General features: G+C 60.9%; 24 protein-coding genes. 17 read left to right on the top strand and 7 right to left on the bottom strand.

From position 1 onward, the window contains the following. The first annotated feature begins 66 nt into the window (after positions 1–66). From H097_RS06145 to purT, 5 genes are all read left to right on the top strand, one after another. Entirely contained in the window at positions 67–669 is a 603-nt protein-coding gene (locus H097_RS06145) for a CoA pyrophosphatase (RefSeq protein WP_029296164.1), read from the top strand. Between the two features lie 35 nt (positions 670–704). Further along, a complete protein-coding gene (locus H097_RS06140) occupies positions 705–1,229 on the top strand; it encodes a gamma carbonic anhydrase family protein (protein ID WP_032858254.1) in 525 nt (174 codons plus the stop codon). Beyond that, positions 1,226–1,441 (top strand): DUF1289 domain-containing protein, encoded by a 216-nt coding sequence (locus H097_RS06135; protein ID WP_032858253.1) that lies wholly within the window; start codon positions 1,226–1,228, stop codon positions 1,439–1,441. Before H097_RS06140 ends, H097_RS06135 begins: the two co-directional genes overlap by 4 nt. Positions 1,442–1,584: 143 nt before the next feature. After that, positions 1,585–2,052, top strand: coding sequence for a VUT family protein (locus H097_RS06130; protein WP_032858252.1), 468 nt, complete (start codon positions 1,585–1,587; stop codon positions 2,050–2,052). A gap of 69 nt (positions 2,053–2,121) precedes the next feature. After that, the gene (gene purT, locus H097_RS06125; RefSeq protein WP_032858251.1) at positions 2,122–3,303 is read left to right on the top strand and encodes a formate-dependent phosphoribosylglycinamide formyltransferase; all 1,182 of its coding nucleotides are present in this window, start codon (positions 2,122–2,124) and stop codon (positions 3,301–3,303) included. A 78-nt stretch (positions 3,304–3,381) separates the two neighbouring features. Here purT and H097_RS06120 read toward each other — a convergent pair whose 3' ends face one another. The 3 genes from H097_RS06120 to ccsA all read right to left on the bottom strand — a co-directional run bounded on the left by H097_RS06120 (position 3,382) and on the right by ccsA (position 7,028). Continuing rightward, a complete protein-coding gene (locus H097_RS06120; RefSeq protein ID WP_032858249.1) occupies positions 3,382–4,692 on the bottom strand; it encodes an MFS transporter in 1,311 nt (436 codons plus the stop codon). Positions 4,693–4,973: 281 nt separating this feature from the next. Further along, positions 4,974–6,212, bottom strand: coding sequence for a transporter associated domain-containing protein (locus tag H097_RS06115; protein ID WP_032858247.1), 1,239 nt, complete (start codon positions 6,210–6,212; stop codon positions 4,974–4,976). 12 nt (positions 6,213–6,224) lie between these two features. Continuing rightward, positions 6,225–7,028 (bottom strand): cytochrome c biogenesis protein CcsA, encoded by an 804-nt coding sequence (gene ccsA / locus H097_RS06110; RefSeq protein WP_169852259.1) that lies wholly within the window; start codon positions 7,026–7,028, stop codon positions 6,225–6,227. 243 nt (positions 7,029–7,271) lie between these two features. On the opposite strand from ccsA, the gene ffh reads away from it, so the two are divergent. From ffh to rplS, 5 genes are all read left to right on the top strand, one after another. Continuing rightward, on the top strand, positions 7,272–8,648 hold the full coding sequence (gene ffh / locus H097_RS06105; RefSeq protein WP_032858245.1) for a signal recognition particle protein: 1,377 nt from the start codon (positions 7,272–7,274) through the stop codon (positions 8,646–8,648). Positions 8,649–8,898: 250 nt separating this feature from the next. Next, positions 8,899–9,150, top strand: a complete 252-nt coding sequence (rpsP, locus tag H097_RS06100) for a 30S ribosomal protein S16 (RefSeq protein WP_003175899.1) — start codon at positions 8,899–8,901, stop codon at positions 9,148–9,150. Between the two features lie 5 nt (positions 9,151–9,155). Then, a complete protein-coding gene (gene rimM / locus H097_RS06095) occupies positions 9,156–9,692 on the top strand; it encodes a ribosome maturation factor RimM (protein ID WP_010565276.1) in 537 nt (178 codons plus the stop codon). Continuing rightward, positions 9,674–10,447: a tRNA (guanosine(37)-N1)-methyltransferase TrmD gene (gene trmD / locus H097_RS06090; protein WP_174553279.1), complete on the top strand. Its 774-nt coding sequence runs from the start codon at positions 9,674–9,676 to the stop codon at positions 10,445–10,447. The genes rimM and trmD overlap by 19 nt, the downstream gene beginning before the upstream one ends. 45 nt (positions 10,448–10,492) lie before the next feature. Further along, positions 10,493–10,843, top strand: a complete 351-nt coding sequence (gene rplS / locus H097_RS06085) for a 50S ribosomal protein L19 (protein ID WP_003175895.1) — start codon at positions 10,493–10,495, stop codon at positions 10,841–10,843. 156 nt (positions 10,844–10,999) lie between these two features. On the opposite strand, the gene H097_RS06080 is transcribed toward rplS, so the two are convergent. Continuing rightward, positions 11,000–12,793 carry a sodium:proton antiporter gene (locus H097_RS06080; protein ID WP_032858244.1) on the bottom strand — a complete coding sequence of 598 codons (1,794 nt, stop codon included), beginning with the start codon at positions 12,791–12,793 and terminating at the stop codon, positions 11,000–11,002. A gap of 107 nt (positions 12,794–12,900) precedes the next feature. On the opposite strand from H097_RS06080, the gene xerD reads away from it, so the two are divergent. The 6 genes from xerD (at position 12,901) to H097_RS06050 (ending at position 22,650) form a co-directional block, all read left to right on the top strand. Beyond that, positions 12,901–13,797, top strand: a complete 897-nt coding sequence (gene xerD, locus H097_RS06075; protein WP_032858243.1) for a site-specific tyrosine recombinase XerD — start codon at positions 12,901–12,903, stop codon at positions 13,795–13,797. Positions 13,798–13,938: 141 nt separating this feature from the next. Next, positions 13,939–14,670: a bifunctional protein-disulfide isomerase/oxidoreductase DsbC gene (gene dsbC, locus H097_RS06070; protein ID WP_032858241.1), complete on the top strand. Its 732-nt coding sequence runs from the start codon at positions 13,939–13,941 to the stop codon at positions 14,668–14,670. Between the two features lie 125 nt (positions 14,671–14,795). Further along, the gene (locus H097_RS06065; protein ID WP_032858239.1) at positions 14,796–16,100 is read left to right on the top strand and encodes a homoserine dehydrogenase; all 1,305 of its coding nucleotides are present in this window, start codon (positions 14,796–14,798) and stop codon (positions 16,098–16,100) included. Between the two features lie 103 nt (positions 16,101–16,203). Next, positions 16,204–17,613, top strand: a complete 1,410-nt coding sequence (gene thrC, locus H097_RS06060; RefSeq protein WP_032858238.1) for a threonine synthase — start codon at positions 16,204–16,206, stop codon at positions 17,611–17,613. Between the two features lie 182 nt (positions 17,614–17,795). Then, entirely contained in the window at positions 17,796–21,341 is a 3,546-nt protein-coding gene (locus tag H097_RS06055) for a transporter substrate-binding domain-containing protein (RefSeq protein ID WP_082445533.1), read from the top strand. A 73-nt stretch (positions 21,342–21,414) separates the two neighbouring features. After that, positions 21,415–22,650 (top strand): EAL domain-containing response regulator, encoded by a 1,236-nt coding sequence (locus tag H097_RS06050; protein ID WP_032858236.1) that lies wholly within the window; start codon positions 21,415–21,417, stop codon positions 22,648–22,650. 2 nt (positions 22,651–22,652) lie between these two features. Here the strand turns inward: H097_RS06050 and H097_RS06045 are convergent, their stop codons facing one another. Beyond that, positions 22,653–23,315, bottom strand: a complete 663-nt coding sequence (locus tag H097_RS06045) for a response regulator transcription factor (RefSeq protein ID WP_032858234.1) — start codon at positions 23,313–23,315, stop codon at positions 22,653–22,655. 272 nt (positions 23,316–23,587) lie between these two features. Here H097_RS06045 and H097_RS06040 point away from each other — a divergent pair, with 272 nt between their 5' ends. Next, a complete protein-coding gene (locus H097_RS06040) occupies positions 23,588–23,872 on the top strand; it encodes a DUF3509 domain-containing protein (RefSeq protein ID WP_032858347.1) in 285 nt (94 codons plus the stop codon). Positions 23,873–24,042: 170 nt separating this feature from the next. Here the strand turns inward: H097_RS06040 and H097_RS06035 are convergent, their stop codons facing one another. Further along, on the bottom strand, positions 24,043–24,927 hold the full coding sequence (locus tag H097_RS06035) for a TIGR02285 family protein (RefSeq protein ID WP_032858233.1): 885 nt from the start codon (positions 24,925–24,927) through the stop codon (positions 24,043–24,045). A 25-nt stretch (positions 24,928–24,952) separates the two neighbouring features. Then, positions 24,953–26,152, bottom strand: coding sequence for a CaiB/BaiF CoA-transferase family protein (locus H097_RS06030; protein ID WP_032858232.1), 1,200 nt, complete (start codon positions 26,150–26,152; stop codon positions 24,953–24,955). Between the last annotated feature and the right edge of the window lie 56 nt (positions 26,153–26,208).

Raw genomic sequence — 26,208 nt, 5'->3', positions numbered from 1 at the left:
TTTTGGGGTTGGGCACCCGTACGCTTTGGTGCATGATGCAAGGTAGCCAACAGATCGAGATGACTCATGCTGGACGAGCTACTTCGCCGGGTAAGCAATCACACACCACGCACGCTGGAAACTGACGGCCGTTTCCCTGAGGCCGCCGTACTGGTGCCGATTACCCGCAGTGACGAACCCGAGCTGATCCTGACCCTGCGTGCCAGCGGCCTGTCGACCCATGGCGGCGAAGTGGCGTTCCCGGGTGGGCGCCGCGACCCCGAAGACCCCGACCTGGTGTTCACCGCGTTGCGCGAGGCCGAAGAGGAAATCGGCCTGCCACCGGGCCTGGTGGAAGTGATCGGCCCCTTGAGCCCGCTGATCTCCCTGCACGGCATCCGCGTGACCCCGTATGTGGGGGTGATTCCCGATTACGTCGAGTACCTGGCCAACGATGCCGAGATTGCCGCGGTATTCAGCGTGCCCCTGGAGTTTTTCCGCCAGGACCCACGCGAGCATACCCACCGTATCGATTACCAGGGCCGCAGTTGGTATGTGCCCAGCTATCGGTTCGGTGAGTACAAGATCTGGGGACTGACGGCGATCATGATCGTCGAGTTGATCAACCTGCTCTATGACGATGCCGACATCAGCCTGCACCGTCCGCCAAAAAGCTTTATCAATACTTAAGCCATCGTTTGAATGGCAAGCCGTGAGGGAAGACCATGAAATACCGCCTGGGCGATGCCCGCGTCGAGACCCATCCGCACAGTTGGGTGGCGCCCAATGCCACGCTGGTAGGCAAGGTCAAGCTGGAGGAGGGGGCCAACGTCTGGTTCAACGCGGTGTTGCGTGGCGACAACGAACTGATCCTGATCGGCAAGAACAGCAACGTGCAGGACGGCAGCGTGATGCACACCGACATGGGTTACCCGCTGACCCTGGGCACTGGGGTGACGGTGGGGCACAACGCGATGCTGCATGGTTGCACCGTTGGCGACTACAGCCTGATCGGCATCAACGCGGTGATTCTCAACGGTGCAAAAATCGGCCGGCACTGCATCATCGGCGCCAATTCGTTGATCGGCGAGGGCAAGGAAATCCCTGACGGCTCGCTGGTGATGGGCTCGCCCGGCAAGGTGGTGCGGGAATTGACCGAGCAGCAGAAAAACATGCTTGAGGCCAGCGCTGCGCACTATGTGCATAACTCCCAGCGCTATGCCCGTGATCTGGTCGAGCAGGAAGAATGAGTGCAGTCGAACGCCCCGTCGCCTCGCCCTGCGTGAGCATTTGTGCGTTGGATGACGACGATATCTGCACCGGTTGCCAGCGCAATGTCGACGAAATCACCCGTTGGAGCCGCATGGACAACGCCGAGCGGCGGGTGGTACTGGGGTTGTGTCATGAGCGGGCGCTGGCCAGCGGGGTGGTATGGATGATTCCTGGTAAATCTGGCGGCTGATAGACCGCTATCGCGAGCAAGCCTGCTCCCACATTGGAATGCATTTCAAAATGTGGGAGCGGGCTTGCTCGCGAAGGGGCCCTTCCAGACGACATCCCTTTAATTGTGTACCCTGTGCGCATTACCCACAGGTCCCTCGCCCCATGCTCTTCCTGATCGCCTACATCAGCAGCGTCGTGCTGATCAACTTCGCCTTTTCCACCGCCCCGCACCTGGACGTCATCTGGTCCGCCTGGGGGGGCCTGGTGTTTATCCTGCGGGACATGGTGCAAACGCGCTTCGGCCACGGGGCGATCATCGCCATGCTCGCGGCATTGGTGCTGTCCTACCTCACCTCCGATCCGTCCATCGCCCTGGCCAGCGCCACGGCGTTCGCAGTGTCCGAATGCATTGACTGGCTGGTCTTCAGCATCACCAAGCGACCGTTGCATGACCGCCTGTGGATCAGCTCGGCACTGAGCATTCCCCTCGATACCTTTATCTTTTTCGGCCTGATTGGCGCCCTGACGCCAGCGGTGGTCGGCACTGCACTGGCCTCGAAATTTGCCGGGGTCACCGTGGTGTGGCTGGCGATGGCCTGGCGTTTGCGTCGCCAGCGGCTCGCCAACTGAGGCCAATTGCTGCCGTTCATGTAAAATGCCGGCCTTTCTCCCCCTGATCCGCTCCCCTGAGGACCTGAGATGACCCGAATCGGAACTCCATTGTCGCCAACCGCGACCCGCGTATTGATGTGTGGCTGCGGTGAACTGGGCAAGGAAGTGGTAATCGAACTGCAGCGCCTGGGCGTTGAAGTGATTGCCGTGGATCGCTACGCCAACGCGCCGGCCATGCAAGTGGCGCATCGCAGCCATGTGATCAACATGCTCGACGGTGCGGCCCTGCGGGCGGTGATCGAGGCTGAAAAGCCGCACTTCATCGTGCCGGAAATCGAAGCCATCGCCACCGGTACCCTGGTGGAGCTGGAAGCCGAAGGTTTCACCGTGATCCCTACCGCCCGTGCGGCGCTGCTGACCATGAACCGTGAAGGCATTCGTCGCCTGGCTGCTGAAGAGCTGGATCTGCCGACCTCGCCGTACCACTTCGCCGACACCGTGGAAGACTACCGCAAGGCCGTCGAAGACCTGGGCTTCCCTTGCGTGGTCAAGCCGGTGATGAGTTCGTCGGGCAAGGGCCAGAGCCTGTTGCGCAGTGCCGACGATGTACAGAAAGCCTGGGACTACGCCCAGGAAGGCGGGCGTGCCGGCAAGGGCCGGGTGATTATCGAAGGGTTTATCGACTTCGACTACGAAATCACTCTGCTGACCGTGCGTCACGTCGGCGGCACCACTTTCTGCGCACCTGTCGGTCACCGTCAGGAGAAGGGCGACTATCAAGAGTCCTGGCAGCCCCAGGCCATGAGCCCGGTGGCCCTGGCCGAATCCGAGCGCGTCGCCAAGGCTGTGACCGAGGCGTTGGGCGGTCGTGGCCTGTTTGGTGTGGAGTTGTTCATCAAGGGCGACCAGGTGTGGTTCAGCGAAGTCTCGCCGCGCCCGCATGACACGGGCCTGGTGACCTTGATTTCCCAGGACTTGTCGCAGTTTGCCCTGCACGCGCGGGCGATCCTCGGCCTGCCGATTCCGTTGATCCGCCAGTTCGGGCCGTCGGCGTCGGCGGTGATTCTGGTGGAAGGGCAATCGACCCAGACTGCGTTCGCCAATCTCGGTGCCGCCTTGAGCGAGCCGGATACCGCGCTGCGTCTGTTCGGCAAGCCAGAAGTGAATGGCCAGCGCCGCATGGGCGTGGCGTTGGCGCGGGATGAGTCGATCGAGGCTGCCCGGGCCAAGGCGACCCGTGCCTCACAGGCGGTGGTTGTAGAGCTCTAAAAGCATCGCGGGCAAGCCCGCTCCCACATTTGGATACATTCCCAATGTGGGAGCGGGCTTGCCCGCGATAGCGGTCTATCAGGCGACCTTGTTCAAATCATTATCCCGCGTCTCTTTCAGGCACAGCACCGCAATCAAGCTGAGCAACGCTGCCGCCGACACATACCCGCCGACATAACTCAGCCCACCCATCGCCACCAGTTTGGTCGCGAAAAACGGTGCGGCCGAAGCCCCCACGATCCCGCCCAGGTTATACGCCGCCGAAGCCCCGGTATAACGCACGCGTGTCGGGAACAATTCCGGCAACAGCGCCCCCATCGGCGCAAATGTCACGCCCATCAGGAACAGTTCCAGGCACAGGAACAACGCCACCGCCCAGGTCGAGCCGTGAGTCAGCAGCGGTTCCATGGTGAAGCCGGAAAGAATCGCCAGCACCGCACCGACGATCAGCACCGGTTTGCGCCCATAACGGTCACTGGCCAGGGCTGCCAGCGGCGTGGCCGCGCCCATGAACAGCACGGCAAAGCACAGCAGGGCGAGGAAGGTTTCGCGGCTGTAGCCCAGGGTACTCACGCCATAACTCAGGGAAAACGCCGTGGTGATGTAGAACAGCGCATAACACACCACCATCGCCGCCGCGCCCAACAGCACCTGCAGCCAATGCTGGCTGAACAGTTCCACCAGCGGCACTTTCACCGGTTTTTCCTTGGCGACCGCGTTGGCGAACACCGGGGTTTCATGCAGCTTCAGGCGCGCATACAGGCCGACCATCACCAACGCTGCGCTGAGCAGGAACGGAATGCGCCAGCCCCAGCTGCGAAATTGTTCGTCGTCCAGGTTCATGGCCAGGATCAGGAACAGCCCGTTGGCCGCCAGGAAACCAATGGAAGGCCCCAATTGCGGGAACATGCCGAACCAGGCGCGCTTGCCCTTGGGCGCGTTCTCGGTGGCCAGCAAGGCCGCGCCACCCCATTCGCCGCCCAGGCCCAGGCCCTGGCCGAAACGCAATACGCAGAGCAGGATCGGCGCCCAGGCGCCAATGGAGTCGTAGCCGGGCAGCAAGCCGATCAACGTGGTACAGACGCCCATCAACAAAAGAGAGGCGACCAGGGTCGACTTGCGCCCGATGCGGTCACCGAAGTGCCCGAACAGCGCCGAGCCCAGTGGCCGGGCGATAAACGCGATACCGAAGGTCAGGAACGCCGCCAGCATCTGCGCGGTGCCGGAGCTCTGCGGGAAGAACACCGGGCCGATTACCAGCGCAGCGGCCGTGGCATAGATATAGAAGTCGTAGAACTCGATGGCCGTGCCGATGATGCTCGCGGTCGCGACCCGGCTGGTCGAGTTGGTCGGGGCAGCGGGCGCGCCCTCGTCATAGGTGGTGCTCATTGAGGTATCCCTGATGGTCATTGCGCCTTTGGCGCGGATTGTTATTGGTCTTGCACCCAGGGATCAGGGCAGTGCGCGGCATCGACTCGGGATGGGAGCGAGTGCCGGTCAGACTCGATAAAACGATGCCTGGACACGCTCAGTGCGGATAGCACGCGGTCGGGCGGGGCTTGGGTAAGCTGGATCGATTATAGGAAGGGGTTTGCGCTGCAAACAAGGGCTGGAGCGCGGTCTTTGGGGGTGAAGAGATCAAATGTGGGAGCGGGCCCATCCGCGGTGAGTCAGTTGGCTATCGGTGCCGAACCGATATGCCAGATCAACACCTTGCTCACCCGGTTGTCCTCGGTCTCAAGGATTTCCAGGCGGTAGCGACCGATTTTCAGGCACACCGCGCAATCGGGAATGGTCTCCAGGGCTTCGGTCACCAGGCCGTTGAGGGTCTTGGGGCCATCGCTGGGCAGGTGCCAACCGAGGCACTTGTTCAATTCACGGATCGATACCGCGCCGTCAATCACATAACGTCCGTCTGGCTGGGCCTGGATCAGCGGGTTGTCCAGGCTCTGTTCGCTTTCGAATTCGCCGACGATCTCTTCCAGGATGTCTTCCAGGGTGACGATGCCCAGCACTTCGCCGTATTCGTCCACCACCATGCCCAGGCGGCGTTGCTGTTTGTGGAAATTGAGCAGCTGCAACTGCAGTGGCGTGCTTTCCGGGACGAAGTACGGTTCATGGCAGGCTGCCAGCAGGGCGTCCTTGGTCAGGCTGGCATCGGGCAACAGATGCTGGATCTGCCGGGTGTTGAGCACCGCCTCGACCTGGTTGATATCGCTGTGGAACACCGGTAGCCGTGTGCGCTGGGAGGTGCGCAGTTGTTCGATGATGTCTTCGATGGGGTCGTCGAGGTTGATGCCGTCGACTTCACTGCGCGGCACCAGGATGTCATTGACGGTGATGTTGTCCAGGGCATGGATGCCAGGCATGCCCGGGGCACGGTCTTCGCTGTCGTCCGTGGCCTGCTCGTCGGCGTGGTCGGGCTGTGGCTCGTCGCTGTTCTTGACGACCCCGGACTTGCGGGCGAAAGGGCGCAGCAGCAGCAAACTGATGCCATTGAGGAGCCAGGCCAGGGGGTAGAGGATTTTCAGCGGTATGCCCAGCAGTGTATTGCCAAACCCCAGCACTGCATGTGGATAGCGGGTGGCGAGGGTGCGGGGCAGGTAGTCGGCCAGCACCAGCAGCAGCGCACTGGAGATCAGCCAGCCGAGCCAGGGACCGTTTTCGGCCCAGGCATAGATCGCCAACAGGGTGCAGAGGATCACCACCACCGCACGGCACAGGGTATTGCACAGGATCAGGCTGTTGCGGGGGAAGCTGAGGCGGGCGGCGGCCTTGTCACCCTGGCGCGTGCCGGGGCGCAAGGCCAGCAAGTGGTGCTGGGCCGCTTCGATGGCGGTAAACAGTGCCGACCATAAGACCAGCAGGGCCACTACCGCGAGCATGGGCTCAAGGGGCAAATTGTCCATAATCGCTGCCCGTCAGATATGCAGGATGAATTCGCGAACCAGCTTGCTGCCGAAATACGCCAGCATCAACAGGCAGAAGCCGGCCAGGGTCCAGCGGATTGCCTTGTGCCCACGCCAGCCGAGGCGGTTACGGCCCCACAGCAGCACGCTGAACACCACCCAGGCCAGGCATGCCAGCAGGGTCTTGTGTACCAGATGCTGGGCGAACAGGTTCTCGACGAACAGCCAGCCGGAAATCAGCGACAGCGACAACAGCGTCCAGCCGGCCCAGAGGAAGCCGAACAGTAGGCTTTCCATGGTCTGCAGCGGCGGGAAGTTCTTGATCAGCCCGGACGGGTGCTTGTGCTTGAGCTGGTGATCCTGCAACAGCAGTAGCAAGGCCTGGAACACCGCAATGGTGAACATGCCATAGGCCAGGATCGACAGCAGGATATGCGCGAGGATGCCCGGCTCCTCGTCAATCACCTGCACCGTGCCGGTGGGGGCGAATTGCGCCAGCAGCACCGTCAGCATGCCCAGGGGGAACAGCAGCAACAGCAGGTTTTCTACCGGGATCCGCGCGCAGGCCAGCAGCGTCAAGGCAATCACGGCGGCGGCAATCAGGCTGGCGGCGCTGAAAAAGTCCAGGCCCAGGCCCACCGGGGTCATCAGGTGGGTGAACAGGCTGGCAGCGTGGGCCAGCAGGGCGAGCACGCCAAGCCCGGCCAGCAGGCGTTTGTCCGCCCTGGCGCGTTGGGCCAGGCGGGTGCCCTGATAGAGGGTCGCAGCGGCATACAAGAGTGCGGCGGCGAGACTGGGTAGCAAACTGGGTGACAAAGGGAGCATAAATCCTGTTAGGCAAGCCCGAAAGCCGATGAGTTTGGCACACACCTGCGTTCCACGAAAGACCAGCGGGCCAGACAGCGGGTGTGCATGGCGACAGTCTTCGCTATAATCCGCGACCTGCCCACGCCGCAGGCTCGCCGAGCGCTGTTTTTAATAGCGATTTATCACAGCCTGGGCCGCCATTACCTCGGTCTACCAATGCATTTCGATGAATAGGGCCTGAAAGGATCGCGCATGTTTGAAAATTTGACTGACCGTCTCTCGCAGACGCTGCGCCATGTCACCGGCAAGGCCAAGCTGACCGAGGACAATATTAAAGACACCCTGCGCGAAGTGCGCATGGCGTTGCTGGAAGCCGATGTCGCCTTGCCTGTGGTCAAGGACTTCGTCAACTCGGTCAAGGAACGTGCGGTCGGCACTGAAGTGTCCCGCAGCCTGACGCCGGGCCAGGCCTTTGTGAAGGTCGTCCAGGCCGAACTCGAAAGCCTGATGGGCGCGGCCAACGAAGATTTGAACCTCAGCGCCGTGCCGCCGGCCGTTGTGCTGATGGCCGGTTTGCAGGGTGCGGGTAAAACCACCACCGCTGCCAAGCTGGCGCGCTTCCTTAAAGAGCGCAAGAAAAAATCCGTGATGGTGGTCTCGGCCGACGTATACCGTCCGGCCGCGATCAAGCAGCTGGAAATGCTCGCCGGTGAAATCGGCGTGACATTCTTCCCGTCCGACCTGAGCCAGAAGCCGGTCGACATCGCCAACGCTGCTATTAAAGAAGCCAAGCTCAAGTTTATCGACGTGGTGATCGTCGATACCGCCGGTCGCCTGCACATCGATGAAGAGATGATGGGCGAGATCAAGGCGCTGCATGCCGCGATCAACCCGGTAGAAACCCTGTTCGTGGTCGACGCCATGACCGGCCAGGACGCGGCCAACACCGCCAAGGCCTTTGGCGATGCACTGCCGCTGACCGGCGTGATCCTGACCAAGGTCGACGGTGATGCCCGTGGCGGTGCCGCACTGTCGGTGCGCGCAATCACCGGCAAGCCGATCAAGTTCATCGGCATGGGCGAGAAGACCGAAGCGCTCGAACCGTTCCACCCTGAGCGGATTGCCTCGCGGATCCTCGGCATGGGCGACGTGCTCAGCCTGATCGAGCAGGCCGAGCAGACCCTCGACAAGGACAAGGCCGACAAACTGGCCAAGAAGCTGAAGAAGGGCAAGGGCTTCGACCTCGAAGACTTCCGCGACCAGTTGCAACAGATGAAGAACATGGGCGGCCTTGGCGGCCTGATGGACAAGCTGCCGAACATGGGCGGTGTGAACCTGGCGCAAATGGGCAATGCCCAGGGTGCGGCAGAGAAGCAGTTCAAGCAGATGGAAGCCATCATCAACTCCATGACCCCGGCCGAGCGCCGCGACCCTGAGCTGATCAGCGGTTCGCGCAAGCGTCGGATCGCCATGGGTTCCGGCACCCAGGTGCAGGACATCGGTCGCTTGATCAAGCAGCACAAGCAGATGCAGAAGATGATGAAGAAATTCTCGGCCAAAGGCGGCATGGCCAAAATGATGCGCGGCATGGGTGGCATGATGCCCGGCCGTGGCATGCCTAAAATGTAAAGAATTCGCGCAAGGGCTTGCTCTTGCGCAGACCCACAGGGATGTGGGATCTCCAGCAAACCCGCCGTTGGCGGGAGCTGACTCGCCGTTTTAACCGACGGCTCTATAGCAGATCTGAATGGCGCGCGGTCAGGTGCCGGAAAAAGACATTTGCAAAAGTCCGGATATTCCTTAGAATATGCGGCCTTTCGGGCACCCATGCCCGCTGTGCATTTAGATTTGCAGCACCGACTACAGGAACGATGTTCACATGCTAACAATCCGTCTTGCCCTTGGCGGCTCCAAAAAGCGCCCGTTTTACCACTTGACCGTAACCGACAGCCGCAACCCGCGTGACGGTTCGCACAAGGAACAGGTTGGTTTCTTCAACCCTGTTGCTCGTGGTCAAGAAGTTCGTCTGTCCGTGAACCAAGAGCGCGTAGCCTACTGGCTGAGCGTTGGTGCACAGCCTTCCGAGCGTGTTGCCAAGTTGTTGAAGGACTCGGCTAAGGCCGCAGCCTGAGCAATATGAACGCGACGCCAGCTGTTGCTGATGATTTGATCGTTATCGGCAAGATTTATTCTGTTCATGGCGTTCGCGGCGAAGTGAAGGTGTATTCCTTTACTGATCCGACTGAAAACCTGTTGCAGTACAAGACCTGGACGCTCAAGCGCGAAGGTAGTGTGAAACAGGTCGAGCTGGTCAGTGGACGCGGGAACGACAAGTTCCTGGTCGCAAAGCTCAAGGGTCTCGATGATCGTGAAGAAGCGCGTCTTCTGGCCGGTTATGAGATCTGCGTGCCGCGCAACCTGTTCCCTGAATTGACCGATGGCGAGTACTACTGGTACCAGCTGGAAGGTCTGAAGGTCATTGATCAACTTGGGCAATTGCTCGGGAAAATCGATCATCTTCTGGAAACCGGCGCCAATGATGTAATGGTGGTCAAGCCTTGCGCTGGCAGCCTGGATGATCGCGAACGCCTGTTGCCCTATACCGAGCAATGCGTGTTGGCCGTCGACCTGGCAGCGGGCGAGATGAAGGTGGAATGGGATGCGGACTTCTAAGCGTGGCTAACTTGCGCGTTGAAGTGATCAGTTTGTTTCCCGAGATGTTTTCCGCCATCAGCGAGTACGGCATCACCAGTCGGGCGGTGAAACAGGGGCTCTTGCAGCTTACCTGTTGGAACCCGCGAGACTACACGACGGATCGACATCACACTGTGGACGATCGCCCATTTGGCGGTGGCCCGGGCATGGTGATGAAGATCAAGCCCCTGGAAGACGCCCTGGTTCAGGCCAAGGCAGCAGCCGGGGAGAAGGCGAAGGTAATTTACCTGTCCCCTCAAGGCCGCCAGCTTAATCAGTCGGCGGTACGCGGTCTGGCGAATGAGGAAGCATTGATCCTGATTGCCGGTCGCTATGAAGGCATTGACGAGCGTTTTATTGAAGCTCATGTCGATGAAGAGTGGTCGATTGGGGACTATGTCTTGTCTGGCGGTGAGCTGCCGGCGATGGTCCTGATAGATGCGGTTACACGACTGCTGCCTGGAGCTTTAGGGCATGCGGACTCCGCGGAGGAAGATTCCTTCACGGATGGTTTGCTGGATTGCCCGCACTACACCCGACCGGAGGTGTATGCGGATCAGCGTGTTCCCGACGTATTGCTAAGTGGCAATCACGCACACATCCGGCGTTGGCGTTTACAGCAGTCCCTTGGTCGGACCTATGAACGACGCGCCGATCTTCTGGAAAGCCGCTCGCTTTCTGGAGAAGAGAAGAAGCTGCTTGAGGAATACATCCTCGGGCGGGACGATAGTTAACAACGTATCGATGGTAAATCCGACGATTTACCTTAGGAGCACAGCATGACTAACAAAATCATCCTTGCACTCGAAGCAGAGCAGATGACCAAAGAGATCCCTACCTTTGCCCCGGGCGACACCATTGTCGTTCAGGTGAAAGTGAAGGAAGGCGACCGTTCGCGTCTGCAAGCGTTCGAAGGCGTCGTTATCGCCAAGCGTAACCGTGGTGTGAACAGTGCTTTCACTGTTCGTAAAATCTCCAACGGTGTTGGCGTAGAGCGTACTTTCCAGACCTACAGCCCGCAAATCGACAGCATGGCCGTTAAACGTCGCGGTGACGTACGTAAAGCCAAGCTGTACTACCTGCGTGACCTGTCCGGTAAAGCAGCTCGCATCAAGGAAAAACTGGCTTAAGTCCAGCTTCCCGATGCAGAAAAAAGCAGCCTACGGGCTGCTTTTTTGTGCCTGCGATTTGACAAAAATCTGTGGCAAATTCATTGCTCGAATTGACGACATTCACATGTAGGCGCTGTCGAGCCTCGGCGAGGCTTGGCAGCGCCTACAGCGTGTTCAACTTGGCTGGATTACCGCCAACAACGTCCAGCCCGCCACCGGCTTCAAGCTGCTCTCTGGGGTCACCACATGCACCCAGCCGTTGGTATCGCGGGCAAACAGCAACGTCGCTCGCTCGCCATGCAGCGTCTGATAGTCATCCCAGCCAAAACCCTCGGTCAGGTTAGTGCTGTACAGCTCGGCACCTTGCCCCAACAAGCTCGCCAGTTTGGTGTAGCTCAGCGGTTGGCTGCCCAGTAGCTGCCCGCGATGCTCACCGCTGGCCCGGTGTTTGTCGGTGCGTCGGCTTTCCTGGCTGCTCGCCAGGGCAAACAGCCGATGACCGAATTCATGACGAAAACGCATGGCGGCCAAGGTGTTCAGCTCGCCCGAGGGTGACAGCGCCAGCAGGTGGCCAAGGCCCACCAGGTCCAAGTGGGATTCGGCATGTTGCGAGGCCGGGTTGCCGAAGTAAGTGGGTAGGCCTTCCATGCGGCTGGCACGGATGTTTTCCCAACTGGAGTCGGTCAGCAGCACCCGGCTGCCCAACTGCTGGAGTGCCTTGCCCAGGATGCGCGCAGGAGCATTGGCACCGACAATCAGAAAGCCACTCGGCGCCGGCTCAGCCACTTTCAATAGGCGCGCCAATGGCCGTGCAGTGGCGCTTTGCAGCACCACCGTGCCGATAATCACCGCGAAGGTCAGTGGCACCAGCAGCAATGCACCTTCATGGCCGGCTTCATCCAGGCGGATTGCAAAAATTGCCGACACCGCCGCCGCCACAATCCCACGCGGGGCAATCCACGCCAGCAATGCCCGTTCCCGCCAGTTCAGGTTCGAGCCAAAGGTCGACAGTGCCACGTTCAAGGGGCGAGCAATGAACTGAATGATCAGCAGCAGGATCAACACGAATGGCCCCAGGGCAATCAGGGCGTTGAGGTCCAGGCGCGCGGCCAGCAAGATAAACAGCCCGGAAATCAGCAAGACACTGAGGTTTTCCTTGAAGTGCAGGATATGCCGCACGTCGACGCCCTTCATATTGGCCATCCACATGCCCATCAGCGTCACCGCCAGCAGGCCGGATTCGTGCATCACTTGATTGGACGCGATGAAGATCCCCAGCACCGCAGCTAGGGTTGCCAGGTTGTGCAGGTATTCGGGCAGCCATTGCCGGCGCATGATCTGCCCCAGCGCCCAGCCGCCGGCAATGCCGAACGCGCTGCCGCAGGCAATCACCCCGGCAAAGGTCAGCAGGCTATGGCTCAAGCCGTCGCCGGAAGCACGGGCGATGATAAAGCTGTAGACCACCACCGCCAGCAGCGCACCAATCGGGTCGATGACAATGCCTTCCCAGCGCAGGATATTGGCGATCGAGGCTTTCGGCCGGACCACCCGCAGCATCGGTACGATCACCGTCGGCCCGGTCACCAGGGTCAGCGTGCCGAACAGCAAGGCCAGCATCCAGTCAAAACCCAGTAGCCAATGGGTCGCGACGGTGATCACCGCCCAGGTCGACAGCGCGCCGACGGTGACCAGGCGGTGTACCACGCTGCCGATCTCTTTCCACTCCGACAGGTGCAGGGTCAGGCTGCCCTCAAACAAAATCAGCGCGACCGCCAGGGACACCAGCGGCATTAACAACGGTCCGAACATTTCCTGCGGGTCGAGCCAGCCCAGCACCGGGCCGGCGAGGATTCCGGTCAGCAGTAGAAACAGGATCGCCGGCAGTTTCAGGCGCCAGGCCAGCCATTGGCAGCCCAATGCCGCCGCGCCAATACCGCCAAAGGCCAACAGAATCTGTTGTTCGTTCATTGAAGCTCCCTGTTCCTTGAAGTTGCAGGCTATGAAAGACTAGTGGTCTACGTAACAGTTCACGAATATTTTGCGCAAAGCCCCGTGCCAGCGCTGCCTGAGTGCCCATGCCTGCTATCGACCATCCTCTGATTGACCGTTTCCTCGATGCCCTCTGGCTGGAAAAAGGCCTGTCGGACAACACCCGCCAGTCGTATCGCAGCGACCTGGCCTTGTTCAATGGCTGGCTGCTGGAGAGAAACCTGGAGCTGAGCCATGCCGGGCGCGACTTGATCCTCGATCATCTGGCCTGGCGCGTAGAGCAAAACTACAAACCACGCTCCACTGCGCGATTCCTCTCAGGAGTGCGTGGCTTTTATCGCTATCTATTGCGTGAAAAGCTGATAGCCGTCGACCCCACTCTACAAGTCGATATGCCACAACTGGGTAGGCCTTTGCCTAAATCCCTGTCGGAGGCTGATGTCGAAGCCCTGCTGGCCGCCCCGGACTTGAGCGAAGCCATCGGCCAGCGCGACCGCGCCATGTTGGAGGTGTTGTACGCCTGCGGCCTGCGCGTCACCGAATTGATCAGCCTGACCCTGGAACAGGTCAACCTGCGCCAGGGCGTGCTGCGGGTGATGGGCAAGGGCAGCAAGGAGCGCCTTGTACCCATGGGCGAAGAGGCGATTGTGTGGGTCGAGCGCTACATGCGCGACGCCCGCAGTGAACTGCTCGGCGGGCGCCCCAGTGACGTGCTGTTCCCCAGCCTGCGCGGCGAACAGATGACCCGCCAGACCTTCTGGCACCGCATCAAGCACCAGGCCAGGGTGGCCGGGATCGGCAAGTCGCTGTCCCCCCACACCCTGCGCCATGCCTTTGCCACGCATCTGCTCAACCATGGCGCGGATTTGCGCGTGGTGCAGATGTTGCTGGGTCATAGCGACTTGTCCACCACGCAGATTTATACCCACGTGGCACGTGCAAGGTTGCAGGACCTGCATGCCAAACATCACCCGCGGGGCTGACAGGTCCCAATTTGGCCGCTGGCGTCTGCCCTGGCGCCCAATTGTGGTAGGCTTTGCCGGTTTGCAAAGGGGACGGTCCCGAGCCGTGTTTCCAGATCGGCGTCCTGGCCTTCGTCCCTGCATCTGCCTTCAGGAGTTCCCATGCGCTTGACCCAGATTTTTGCCGCCGCAGCTATTGCGTTGGTCTCAACCTTTGCCGTCGCCGACGACGCCGCCGAGAAGACAATCCGTAAGAGTCTGGAAAGCCTCCAACTCGAAACCCCGGTCGAAAGCATCAGCGCCAGCCCGATGGCCGGTCTGTATGAAGTCAAGCTCAAGGGCAGCCGCGTGCTCTACGCCAGTGCCGACGGCCAGTACATCGTCCAGGGCTACCTGTTCCAATTGAAAGACGGCAAACCGGTCAACCTCACCGAGAAGGCCGAACGCCTGGGCGTGTCCAAGTTGATCAACGGTATTCCGGTTGCAGAAACCGTGGTGTACCCGGCCATTGGCGAAACCAAGACCCACATCACCGTATTCACCGACACCACATGCCCGTACTGCCACAAGCTGCACGCCGAAGTGCCTGAGCTGAACAAGATGGGTGTGGAAGTACGCTACGTTGCGTTCCCGCGCCAGGGCCTGGGTTCGCCGGGCGACAAGCAGTTGCAAGCGGTCTGGTGTTCGGCTGACAAGAAAGCCGCCATGGACAAGATGGTCGATGGCAAGGACATCAAGGCTGCCGCCTGTGCCAATCCGGTGTCCAAGCAGTTCGCCCTGGGCCAGTCGATTGGCGTGAACGGTACGCCGGCCATCGTTTTGGCTGACGGCCAGGTCATTCCGGGCTACCAGCCGGCACCACAAATCGCCAAACTGGCGTTGGGTGCCAAATAAGCAGTATCGTCGAGCCTTTGACGGTCAGACCCGCGACAAATCAACGGGTCATCAATAGCGAGCCGCAGTTGTGCGGCTGTTTTCACGGCCGACCTTGAGTCGGCCGTTTCATGGGGAGTGCTTCAGTGAAACCGGTCAAAGTAGGCATCTGTGGGTTAGGGACCGTCGGTGGCGGTACCTTGAACGTACTTCAGCGTAACGCTGAGGAAATTTCCCGCCGTGCAGGGCGTGGGATTGAAGTGGCACAAATTGCCATGCGTACGCCAAAGCCTCAGTACCAAACAACCGGTATTGCGATTACCAACGATGTCTTCGACGTGGCCACAAACCCTGAAATCGACATCGTCATTGAACTGGTCGGCGGCTACACCGTCGCCCGTGAGCTGGTACTCAAGGCCATCGAGAATGGCAAGCACGTGGTCACCGCCAACAAGGCGCTGATTGCCGTGCACGGCAATGAAATCTTCGCCAAGGCCCGTGAGAAGGGCGTGATCGTTGCGTTTGAAGCGGCAGTGGCCGGTGGCATCCCGGTGATCAAGGCGATCCGCGAAGGCCTGTCGGCCAACCGCATCAACTGGGTGGCGGGGATCATCAACGGCACCGGCAACTTCATCCTCACCGAAATGCGTGAGAAGGGCCGTACCTTTGAAGACGTGCTGGCCGAAGCCCAGGCCCTGGGTTACGCCGAAGCCGACCCGACGTTTGACGTCGAGGGCATCGACGCAGCGCACAAGCTGACGATTCTGGCGTCCATCGCCTTTGGCATCCCGCTGCAGTTCGACAAGGCCTACACCGAAGGCATCACCCAGCTGACCACTGCTGACGTGAACTATGCCGAAGCCCTGGGCTACCGCATCAAGCACCTGGGTGTAGCGCGTAGTACTGAGGCGGGCATCGAGCTGCGTGTGCATCCGACCCTGATTCCGGCCGATCGCCTGATTGCCAACGTCAATGGCGTGATGAACGCGGTGATGGTCAACGGTGATGCCGCTGGTTCGACCCTGTTCTACGGCGCCGGCGCCGGCATGGAACCGACCGCTTCGTCGGTGATTGCCGACCTGGTGGACGTGGTCCGCGCCATGACCAGCGACCCGGAAAACCGCGTGCCGCACCTGGCGTTCCAGCCGGACTCGCTGTCGGCCCACCCGATCCTGCCGATCGAAGCCTGCGAAAGCTCCTACTACCTGCGGATCCAGGCCAAGGATCATCCGGGCGTGTTGGCCCAGGTGGCCAGCATCCTCTCGGAGCGCGGCATCAACATCGAGTCGATCATGCAGAAGGAAGTCGAGGAACACGACGGCCTGGTGCCGATGATCCTGCTGACCCACCGCGTGCTGGAACAGCGCATGAACGATGCCATCGCCGCACTGGAAGCCCTGCAAGGCGTGGTCGGGCCGGTGGTACGGATTCGCGTCGAACATCTTAATTAATGCAGCTGCAAGCTATCAGCCACACGCTGCAAGCAAGAGCCGAATCGCTCTAACTTGCAGCTTGAGGCTTGAAGCTTGAAGCCCAAACCGAAGGTTTGCTTTTATGCGCTACATCAGCACCCGCGGCCAGGCACCGGCCCTGAATTTCGAAGACGTCCTGCTCGCAGGCCTCGCCACTGACGGCGGCCTGTACGTGCCGGAAAACCTGCCACGCTTCACCCAGGAAGAAATCGCCTCCTGGGCCGGCCTGCCGTACCACGAGCTGGCGTTCCGGGTCATGCGCCCGTTCGTCACCGGCAGTATCCCCGATGCCGATTTCAAGAAGATTCTCGAAGAAACCTACGGCGTGTTCTCCCACAACGCCATCGCCCCGTTGCGCCAGTTGAATGGCAACGAATGGGTGTTGGAGCTGTTCCACGGCCCGACCCTGGCGTTCAAGGATTTCGCCTTGCAACTGCTCGGTCGCCTGCTGGACTACGTGCTGGAGAAACGCGGCGAGCGCGTGGTGATTATCGGTGCCACCTCCGGTGATACCGGCTCGGCGGCCATCGAAGGCTGCAAGCACTGCGAAAACGTCGATATCTTCATCCTGCACCCGCACAACCGTGTGTCGGACGTGCAGCGCCGGCAGATGACCACCCTCTTTGGCGAGAACATCCACAACATCGCCGTCGAAGGCAACTTCGATGACTGCCAGGAAATGGTCAAGGCCAGCTTCGCCGACCAGAGCTTTCTCAAGGGCACGCGCCTGGTGGCGGTGAACTCGATCAACTGGGCGCGGATCATGGCCCAGATCGTCTACTACTTCCACGCCTCGCTGCAGCTGGGCGGGCCGGCACGTTCGGTGTCGTTCTCGGTGCCAACCGGCAACTTCGGCGATATCTTCGCCGGTTACCTGGCGCGCAACATGGGCCTGCCGATCAACCAGTTGATCGTCGCCACCAACCGCAACGACATCCTGCACCGCTTCATGAGCGGCAACCAGTACGTCAAGGAAACCCTGCACGCGACCCTGTCGCCGTCGATGGACATCATGGTCTCGTCGAACTTCGAGCGTTTGCTGTTCGACATGCATGGTCGCAACGGTGCAGCCCTGGCCGGCCTGATGGACAGCTTCAAGCAAGGTGGCGGTTTCAGCGTCGACCAGGAGCGCTGGACCGAAACCCGCAAGTTGTTCGACTCCCTGGCCGTGGACGATGCCCAGACCTGCGAGACCATTGCCGAAGTCTACGCCCAGACCGGCGAGCTGCTGGACCCGCACACCGCCATTGGCGTCAAGGCCGCGCGTGAATGCCGCCGCAGCCTGGATATCCCGATGGTCATCCTCGGTACCGCCCACCCGGTGAAATTCCCCGAGGCGGTGCAGAAGGCCGGTGTCGGCAAGGCCCTGGAACTGCCGACGCACCTGGCGGACCTGTTCGAGCGTGAAGAGCGTTGCACCGTGCTGCCTAACGACCTGAAAGCCATCCAGGCGTTTGTCAGCCAACATGGCAATCGTGGGAAACCGCTCTGAGAGCTGGCTGATCCAATGCTGTTCGCTTGAAAAAACGGCGTTTACCCAGTAATGGGAAGCGTCGTTTTTATTTGGGGTACATCGCTCACCGCACTCCCCCTGTGGGAGCTTCGCGTCAAATAACCCACAAGGAAACCCCCGCAGTGCGGTTCACGATTCGATGGCACCAGTGCCTATTGAGCATGCTGCTACTCGGCCACCTGCCGGCCAGCCTGGCCGCTGTCAGCCTGCCGTTCAATCTGGTGCCGGCGTTTATCGCCCTGTCGCCCATGGCCCTGGCACCGGCCGAGCGACAGTGGCTGGCGCGTCACCGCACCTTGAAAGTGGGGATCTCCATCGATGATTACCAACCGATTGATATCACCCGCGATCGCAATCGCTACCAGGGCATCAGCGCCGATTACTTGAGCCTGGTGGGTGCCCGGCTCGGCGTACCGATGCAGGTGATGGGCTTTGCCGAGCGGGCCCAGGCCGTGGAGGCCTTGCGCGCCGGTAGCATCGACATCCTCACCAGCGCCAATGGCTACGAACGTGACGTGCCCGGCCTGGCCTTTACCGCAGACTATATGCCCGACCGCTCGGTGGTGGTGATGCGCGGTGACGGCGCCGCGCAGAACGACGCGCTCCAGGACAAGAAGGTGGTGTTGCTCGACGGCTACGCCAACGTCAAGAACGTGCATGCGGCCTACCCGCAAAGCCACATCATGCTGGCCCCCAACCTCTACAGCGGCCTGGAAGCCCTGGAGCAGGGCGATGTGGATGCCTTTATCGGCAATGAAGTGATCGTGCGTGCCTACAAGTCCCTGCGCCCTTACCTGAGCATGCAGATCAAGGAGCAAAGCCGCCTGGCGCCAATTGGCTTTGCCTTTGCCACGCGCCAGGCCGATCCCTTGCTGGGCCAGATGATGGACCGCGCGCTGCAGAGCATCGATGACTCGGTGCGCCGCGAGATCCTGGCCCGCTGGACCACCGGCCTTGGGGTTGACGTTGCCGGCGAACGCATCCCCTTATCGGCAGCCGAGCAGGCCTGGGTACTGCACCATCCCCATGTCGTGGTGGCGTCCCAGCAATACTCGCCCTATGTGTTCAAGGACAAGGATGGCCGCTGGGTCGGATTGAACGTCGATTTGCTCAACCGTCTCTCGCGCATGACCGGTTTGCAGTTCGTCATGGAGGAAGTGTTTTCCACCGCGCAAAACCTCGCACTCCTGGAAACGGGCGGCGCAGACATGAGTACCACCCTGGTGGAAAACACTGAGCGTCGGCGCTTTCTCGATTTCAGCCATGGGTTTGGCGGTGCCGGCTGGGTGTTTGTCGAACGTCTGGATGCGCCGCCGCTGACCAGCCTTAGCCAACTGACGGGCGAGGTATTGGCGCTGCCGGCGCGGCATGTGCTGCAAGCGTATATCCGTCGCGAATACCCCGGGATCCGGCTGCGGTTGGTGCCCAACTACACCGAGGCCCGCGCCCTGGTGGCCCGGGGTGATGCGGCAGCGACTATCCAGAGTGAAGTGGAGGTGCAGAGTTATCCGGCCGATGAGTTACGCGCCGGTCGCAGCGTCGATGGCAAGTGGTCCAGCGACAGCCTGTCGGTACGCAAGGACCATCCCGAGCTGCTGAGTATTTTGAACAAGGCCCTTGAAGCAATGCCGGTGGCGGAGTTGAGTGCCCTGCGCTTGCGCTGGATGGGCGCAGTGGCCGTCCCGGTGCCGGCCTGGCAGCGGGTGCCGCCGTGGGCCTATTGGACGGTCGCCACGGCCATCCTGTTTGTCCTGGTGTCGCTGGTCTGGAACAGCCGGCTCAAGCGTCAGATTCGCCAGCGCGTCGAGGCCGAGCAGCGGCTCAATGACCAGTTGGCGTTCAAGCGTGCGCTGCTCGATGGCATGCCCAACCCGGTGTTTGTGCGTGACCTCGAAGGCCGTCTGGTCACGTGCAACAAAAGTTATGAGCAGCAGTTGGCCACCCGGCTTGAGCAGATCCAGGGCCTGACCCTGCCGGAGAGTGGAATACTGCCCGCCGCCACGGCCTTGCGCCTGCATGTGGGGCACATGGAGCAGTTGGTCACGCAGCAATCGCTGTTTATCGACCGTCAGTTGGACTTCAACGGCGGCGCCGCCCATGTCTATCAGTGGACCGTGCCGTTCTATGATGCCCAGGGGCGGTTGCAGGGGCTGCTCGGTGGTTGGGTCGATATCAACGAGCGCAAGGTCCTGGAGACCCAACTGATGGATGCGCGCCGCGCCGCCGATGACGCGAATTTCGCCAAGAGTGCCTTTGTGTCGAACCTCAGCCATGAGATTCGTACACCGATGACGGCGATCATCGGCCTGCTGGAGCTGGAACAGGAGCGTGCGCTGGCCTCGGGCACTCCCGTCTCCGAGGCGCTGCAGGTTGCCCACCGCTCGGCACACGAGCTGATCGCCTTGATGGGCGACAGCCTGGACCTGGCGAAGATCGAAGCTGGCCACCTGCAACTGGCGCCACAGACTACCGACCTGCAAGGTTTCTTCGAGGGTATCCAGCGGCTGTTTGAAGCCACCGCGCAGAAAAAGGGCTTGCACCTGACCCTGGCTTTCGACCCCCAGGCGCAAGGCTTTTACTGGTTCGACCCACTGCGCCTGCGCCAGGTCATGCATAACCTTTTGGGCAATGCGCTCAAGTTCACACAGCACGGAGAGGTGCGTTTGCGTGTCGCCTGCCAGGTGGATGGGGAGGGGCATGAATACTTGCACCTGTGCGTCGAAGATACCGGCCCCGGCATCAGCGTCGAACAGCAGGCGCGGGTGTTCAAGCCGTTCATCCAGGGCAGCCCACTGACAGCCGCCGAGCATGGCGGCACCGGGTTGGGCTTGAGCATCTGCCAGCAACTGGTGGACCTGATGGGCGGGCACATCACCCTGCACAGTGCCCTGGGCGAAGGCACCACCGTGTGCATCGACCTGCGCCTGGACCGGGTCGGCAGTGATGATCTGCCTGAGCCTGCGGCCGTCGTGCCGTTGCTGCCGGCGGGCAGGGCATTGTCGGTGCTGATTGTCGACGACCTGCCGGCCAACCGCCTGGTACTGGCCCAGCAGTTGCAATTCCTCGGGCATCAGGTGGTGGCCCTCGATAACGCCGAGGCCGCCTTGCAGCGCTGGCGCAGCGAGGCGTTTGACGTGCTGGTGACCGATTGTCATATGCCGGGCATGTCCGGTTATGCCCTGGCCGAAGCCATTCGTCAGATAGAAGCCCAGGAGCAGCGCCCGCGTTGCGCGTTGGTTGGTTGCACCGCCGACGCCCAGGAAGGCGAAGACCGGCGCAGCCAATTGGCGGGGCTGGATGTGCTGCTGGTCAAGCCCGTGACGCTGGAGCAATGGACTCAGGTGCTGGCCCGGGTCACGGCTGTGCGGGCTTTCGATCTGCAGGCCCTGCGCAAGATGACCCAGGCCGACGGGCCGATCCTGCAAAGCATGTTGCAGGAGCTTTCGAACAACCTTGAGCATGAGCACCACCTGCTGGGCAGCGCCATGGCCGAGCACGACCTGACGCAGTTGCGGGCCAGCCTGCACCGCCTCAAGGGTATTTGCTGCCTGGTGGATGCGTTGCCATTGGCCAAGGCCTGCATCGCCCTTGAGGCCAGTGCGCGAGAACACCGGGATGATGAACTGGCGCAGCGCTGGCAAGCCTTGTCGACGGCAATCCAGGTATTGCAGCAGCAGATCCGGCCTTATCTGAAGGTGCAAGAATAGGACGCGTCCTATGGGGAACTCTCCAACTATTGCGTAGTGTGGGCAATCTCGCTCGTGCTCACAGAAGTTTCCCATGCGCTCACTTAAAGTCCTGATCCTCGAAGATCATCCGTTCCAGCTGATGGCCTTGCACCAGATGCTTAACGCCAATGACGTGTTCAACGTGTTGACGGCCGAAAGCGTCGACGCTGCCCGTCAGTCTTTGGCGAGCAAGGGACCGGTGGATATTGCCATCTGCGATCTGTACCTGGAGCAAGGTGACTCCCTGGAACTGATCCGCGAATTGGGCGAGCGCGGACAGGCTCAGGTGTTGATCCTGTTGAGCAACGCCGAGCCTGATGTATTGGAAGGGGTGGCGAACATGGCCCGTCAGGCCGGGCTCAATGTGCTGGGCTGCGCACCCAAACCGGCTTCGGCGACGTTGATTGGGCAAATGCTCGCTGCGTGCCAGCAACGCCTGCGGCCAAGCCCACAGGCATTGGGCTGGGAGCGCGTGCGGCAGATGCTTGGGATGAATGAGTTCGAGGCACCACCGCTGGCGCCCAAGGTCGGCGAGGCTGCAATCAAGCGCTACGCCAGTGTGTGGTTCCAGCCCATCGTCAGCCAGGCTGGTGATTTGCAAGGCGTGGAGGCGCTGGCACGGTGGCAAGACCCCGAGCGAGGCCAGTTGTTGCCCCACGAATTCCTGCCGGTGCTGGAGTTGGCCGGCCTGGAAGAAGCCTTCACCTGGTATGTACTGGAAGAGACGTTGCGCCTGTGCGCTCAAATGTCCCAGGACACAGGCAAGGACTTGCCCGTGGCGGTCAATATTCCCGGGCGGCTGCTGGAGCTGGATCACTTCGCACTGACCCTGCAAGGCCTGCTGCAACGCTTCGCTGTACCCGCCCACAACCTGACCCTGGAACTGGTGGAAACCTCGCGCCTGAAGACTGACAGTGCCCACTTCACGGGTTTGCTGCGCCTGCGGATGATCGGCTGCAAGCTGTCCATTGGCGATTTCGGCATCGGCGGCACCAGCCTGCAACGCTTGCTGGAGTTGCCATTCACCGAGTTGAAAATCCCCCCGGCATTTGCCAGCGGGATGGCCGGCGACGAGCGCAAGTGTGCGGTGGTTGCCGGGGCCATGAGCATGGCCGGGCATTTGGGGGTGGGGGTGGTAGTGACCGGCATTGAAACCCTTGCCGACCGTGATGCGGTCTGTGCACTGGGGCCGGCCTGGCTGCAAGGTTGCCTGATCGCCCGGCCAATGAGCGCCCAGGCGCTGCAACCGTGGGTTGCGCAATCGGCGGCGCCTACCGTGATGTTTTGATCTCAGGCCAGCCCGTGTTCCTGCACATAGATGAATAACGCGGCATCGCTGATCAGCCCCAGCTTGCGCATGGCACTGACTTTCTGCGCGCTGACGGTCTGTTTGCTGCGATTGAGATGGGCGGCAATCTCGCCCACCGTCTTGCCACCCGCCAACAGGCGGATCACTTCCAGCTCCCGAGGCGACAATTGCTGCTGTGAGTGCAGGCGATCAGCTCCCACCTGGCCGGCCAGGGCCAGCGCCTGATTGATCGTGCGCGCGACATAAGGCCGCTGTTGGCGCACCTGAGCGATGGCATCGGGCAGCTCATCGGCCAGGCTGGCCTTGCTCAACAGGCCCATGACCCCCAGCTCCAGGATCGAGTGAAACAGGCCGGCGTTATTGAGCATGGTCACGACCACGATAGGCAGGTCCGGGTAATGCCGGCGCAGGTGTTCGATCAGGCGCAGGCCATCGGCCTGGGGTTCGGCGGGCATCATGAAATCGGTGACCAGTACATCGCAGGGGCAGTGTTGCAGCAGGGCGGTAAGGGCCTGGGGCGAGTTGGCCTCGCCGACGATGCGCACCTGCGCGTCGCGTTCGAGCACTGCACGCAAACCAATCAGGAAAATCGGATGATCGTCGGCGATGATAATGCGCAAGGGCTGTTCAGACGCGTCTCTCACGGTGGACTCCGGCAATAATCAGGGGATTCTAGCCTGTCGGCGGCTGTTTTCTCTCTGTCATCTTTGCCATGCATGCTCGATAGGCTCAGCTCAAAGGCGAACTTTGTGCTTCGCACGAAGGTCATTTACCTGTAGGAGCGAGCTTGCTCGCGAAAAACGTCAACGATAATGCGTTCATACGGAATGACCGCGCCGCCCTCAGGTTTTTCGCGAGCAAGCTCGCTCCTACAGTAGTGGTTATTTATTTCTCCCATGATTGAGTGGTGATCGAGATGGAAAGTATCAGCCTATTGCTCGGTGAAGCGCTGAGCCCTTATCAGGTCACGCTGACTGCCTCGGGTGTACACGGCGAGTGTCTGGTGACGGTGAAGAATCCTACGGGGGCTATCGTGGTCGAGCGCGAAGTGGATCGCGCACAATTGAGCGACAAACGCGCCCTGGTGGACGTGGTGGATTGCCTGCACCGCGACCTGAAAATCGCTGAAGGGCGCCTGGAACCCTCGGTGATTGCGGCCTTGCGCAACGCTGCCCAGACGCGCATCACCGCCCAGGCATGAAGAAATTTTTATCTTTGGAACCTTCCTACAGGAGGGTGAGTCAGACGATGTAACAACAAGATCAAGCATTGTGCTCCGGTGCTTGTAGCTTGTTGTACTGGTCTTTGTAGGCCACGTTTAACCCCGAGTTGTCTCCCCACTGCTCGGGGTTTCTTTTTGCCTGGGATTTATCAAGGCTGCGACGTTTCGTTGAAAAACCTCGGGTTGTCCCTGAGGTATTGCTCGCGCATCAGCGGGTCCAGCCCGTTGGCGTAGGACTGGAGTAACGGTTCCTGTGGAATATTCTGTAATTCGCGGTTGATATGGCTCATGGCCTGACGCCCCAGCGGGGAGTTCGAGCAAGCGATATGGATGCGCTGATAACGCGGCGTGCCGCTGATGGGATAAAACAGCAGGTCCTGGGGATCAAGGCCCTGTTGTGCAGCCTGATAACGGATTTCCGTCCAGTACCCCAGCACGGCCTCCAACCGACCCAGGCGCTGCATCTGCAACAGACTGCCGAGGGCTTCGTTGCCGTAGTGGGGCGTCACCTTGAGCGGTGCGGCGTGGCTCAACTGCTCGTCAATGCCGGAGCCGTAGCTGCGTTCGGCGATCACCCCAAGACGGGACTGCTGCCCATCAAGAAATTTCGCCAGATCGAACGTGCCGTCAGCCACATACGGCGCCATGGCATCCAGTTGGCTACGGCGAATGGCAATGCCATTGCTCAACACGGCGAAGGCCGGGGTGGAAAAGACGATGGTCTTGGCCCGCGCCGGTGTCCACAGCAACGACGGATCACAGGTGAGGGAGGGCGCGTGGAGCATTTGCATGCCACGGGCGCGGTTGACGTGCTGGATCTGGTGGTGATATAGCGGCAGACGTTCGATCAACAACGCCAGCAGTTTGTCCACGCTGCCCTGGCCTTGTTTCGGACCCTCGAAAATGGTCATCGGCGGCAGGTCGCGCACCACCCAGGTCAACGTCTCCTGTGCCAGGCTCGATAGCGGCCAGGCCCCGAGCAGCGGGGCGATGAGCCACAAGCGCCGCAGCGCCCTGATGAAGCGGCCGGCCATTATCTTGAGCGTGCTCCGAACCGCATCAGATCGCGCCATCCTTGCGCAAACGGGCCACGGCGGTACTGTCGTAGCCCAATGATTGAAGGATCACGCCATTGTGCTCGCCCAGTTCCGGCCCGACCCACTCGCAACTGCCGGGTGTATCCGAAAGCTTGGGCACGATGCCGGGCATCTTGAAATCCTTGCCGTCGGGTAATTGGGCCTTGAGGAACATTTCCCGGGCAAGGTATTGCGGGTCGCCGAGCATGTCTTCGGCGCTGTAGATCCGGCTGGCAGGTACTTCGGCCAGGTTCAACTGTTCCACCACTTGCGCCAGTGGCAAGCCGTTGACCCAGCGGTCGATCACGCCATACAACTCGTCACGCCGGCTGTCGCGACCATCGTTGCTGGCCAGTTGCGGGTCATTGGCCAGGTCCTCACGGCCGATGGCCTGCATGAAACGCTTGAAGATCGCATCGCCATTGGCGCCAATCTGTACATGCTTGCCATCGGCGGTGGTATGGATCGATGACGGGGTGATCCCCGGCATGATGTTGCCGGTGCGCTCGCGGATAAACCCGAACACATCGAACTCGGGGATCATGCTTTCCATCATGGCGAAGATGGCTTCATACAGCGCCACATCCACCACTTGGCCGAGGCCGCCGTTGACCTCGCGATGGCGCAAGGCCATGAGTGCGCCAATCACTGCCCACAGCGCGGCGATGGAGTCGCCGATGGAAATCCCGGTGCGCACCGGCGGGCGGTCCTCGAAACCGGTGATGTAGCGCAGGCCGCCCATGGATTCACCGACCGCACCGAACCCCGGTTGATCCTTCATTGGCCCGGTCTGGCCAAAACCGGAGAGCCGTACCATCACCAGTTTGGGGTTCAGGGCGTGCAGGGTGTTCCAGTCCAGGCCGAGCTTTTCCAGCACGCCGGGGCGGAAGTTCTCGATCAGGATGTCGGCATCTGCCAGCAGTTGCTTGAGAATCGCCAGGCCGTCCGGGTGCTTGAGGTTCAGGGTCAGGGACTTTTTATTGCGCGCCTGCACAAACCACCACAGTGACGTGCCTTCATACAACTTGCGCCATTTGCGTAGCGGGTCGCCGCCGTCGGGGGATTCGACCTTGATCACTTCAGCGCCGAACTCGGCGCAAATGCGCGAAGCGAACGGGCCGGCGATCAAAGTGCCCAGTTCGATGACTTTCAGGCCGGCAAGCGGTTTGGCGGTAAACGACATGAGGATCCTTACAAGCGCAGGGCAGGTGTGTATTGCCTTTTAACATAGGCGAGCGG

Origin of the sequence: Pseudomonas sp. FH4 (assembly GCF_000510915.2) — a bacterium.
Taxonomy (GTDB): domain Bacteria; phylum Pseudomonadota; class Gammaproteobacteria; order Pseudomonadales; family Pseudomonadaceae; genus Aquipseudomonas; species Aquipseudomonas brenneri.
This window is presented reverse-complemented; position numbering and strand designations above follow the sequence as displayed.